This window comes from Nesterenkonia sp. AN1 (assembly GCF_000582475.1).
In the GTDB taxonomy this organism is placed as follows: Bacteria; Actinomycetota; Actinomycetes; order Actinomycetales; family Micrococcaceae; genus Nesterenkonia; species Nesterenkonia aurantiaca.
On record NZ_JEMO01000030.1, the window covers coordinates 1 to 1,439 of the forward strand.

Below are 1,439 nucleotides of genomic sequence, written 5' to 3' on the forward strand. Positions count from 1 at the left end.
CCCACCGAGTCCTGATCACGAAACGCAGAGCACGGGCTCTGCGTCGATGACGCCAATCATCTGATTCCGACCCCAAGAATCGGACAGACGACGCAGCGGCTCTGCGGAACTTCCTGGTTCTGCAGGGCCGCTCTTGGCTCCCCATCCTCAACTGGACTCCACACCGGCACTTCCCCTCCCAAAAGAAATACTTCATGGGGGACTGTAGATTGTGTTGACATGCACTCCTAGGCGGGGAGTGACACGTTTAACAAGATTGTTGCCGCCTAGAAGGTCCAATCCGAAAGAGAACCTCCATGTCTCGTCTCCGTAGGCAACACCACGAAGCCACCTCTCCGTCACCAGCCAGCCCCCGCCGCGCGGGTGCGCTCGCCATCACCTCGGCATTGATGCTTGTCCTTTCGGCCTGTTCACCCGGACAGGACAGCAGCGCAGCGGCGAACGAAGCAGAACCTCCCGCAGCTGTTGAATCGGAGGCGAGCACGCCAGCAACGGATGCACCAGCAGAGACCGACGCCCCGGACGACAGTCAGAACGAGGACGAGGCTGAGGCCACGCCCACACCGACCCCTGCGGAGACTGAAGAGACTGAGGAAGCCGAGGACGCCGAGGAGCAGTCCGGCGAGGCCGCCACCGAGACCGCTCCGCCTGCCTCCTTCGAGATCCCCACCATTGCGGCCGGCTCCGAGCTGCTGCACCTGGGCCTCAGAGACAACGGGACCCTGGAGGTTCCACCCGGGGATCCAGGCTCACCAGCAAGCTGGTACACCGGATCTCCCGCTCCCGGAGAGCAGGGCCCCTCGGTGCTGCTGGGCCACGTCGACGACTCGCTCGGTCAGCCAGGGGTCTTCGCTGACCTCCCCAATCTCGGCGAAGGCGACGAGATCACCGTGGCGCAGGAAGACGGAGAGGCGGCCACGTTTGTAGTTACCAAGGCCGAGCAGTACGGGAAGGACACCTTCCCCACACTGGAGGTCTATGGCAACACCGAGGATCCGGAGCTGCGCCTGATCACCTGTGACGGCTACAACCAGAGCACCGGAGAATACGAAGACAACTACGTGGTCTACGCGACCCTCGCCGACTGAGCTCGAATAGACCAGGCCGGGACTGGCGGCTTCCGCCGTGCCCCAGACGGTGTCACTCCGGGTCTCGAGTGTCGAAGGCTGATTAACGAGACGCTGCGTTTCTTATTACCACCGGATAGTTAGACCAAGTAATTATTTCTACAATTGGGGTGATCTGGGTTACTCTGATTGAGTCGCATCCGGGACCCCTGGACGTGGCGACAACGATTGTGACGAGGAGTCCCTCACATGCATAAATCCAAATTCTTTGCTGTTCCCACACTCGCCCTCGGCGCGCTGCTGCTCAGCGCAGCCCCAGCCATGGCCCACTCAGACCACGGCGGAGCCTCCGACGGCGTCGCCACCGCTGAC

The 1,439-nt window shown here is 62.1% G+C and carries 1 protein-coding gene; it reads left to right on the forward strand.

Annotated features, from left to right (window positions below):
* Nucleotides 1–389 precede the first annotated feature (389 nt).
* Nucleotides 390–1,088, forward strand: coding sequence for a class F sortase (locus BG28_RS15145; RefSeq protein ID WP_084479763.1), 699 nt, complete (start codon nucleotides 390–392; stop codon nucleotides 1,086–1,088).
* The last annotated feature ends 351 nt before the right edge of the window (nucleotides 1,089–1,439 follow it).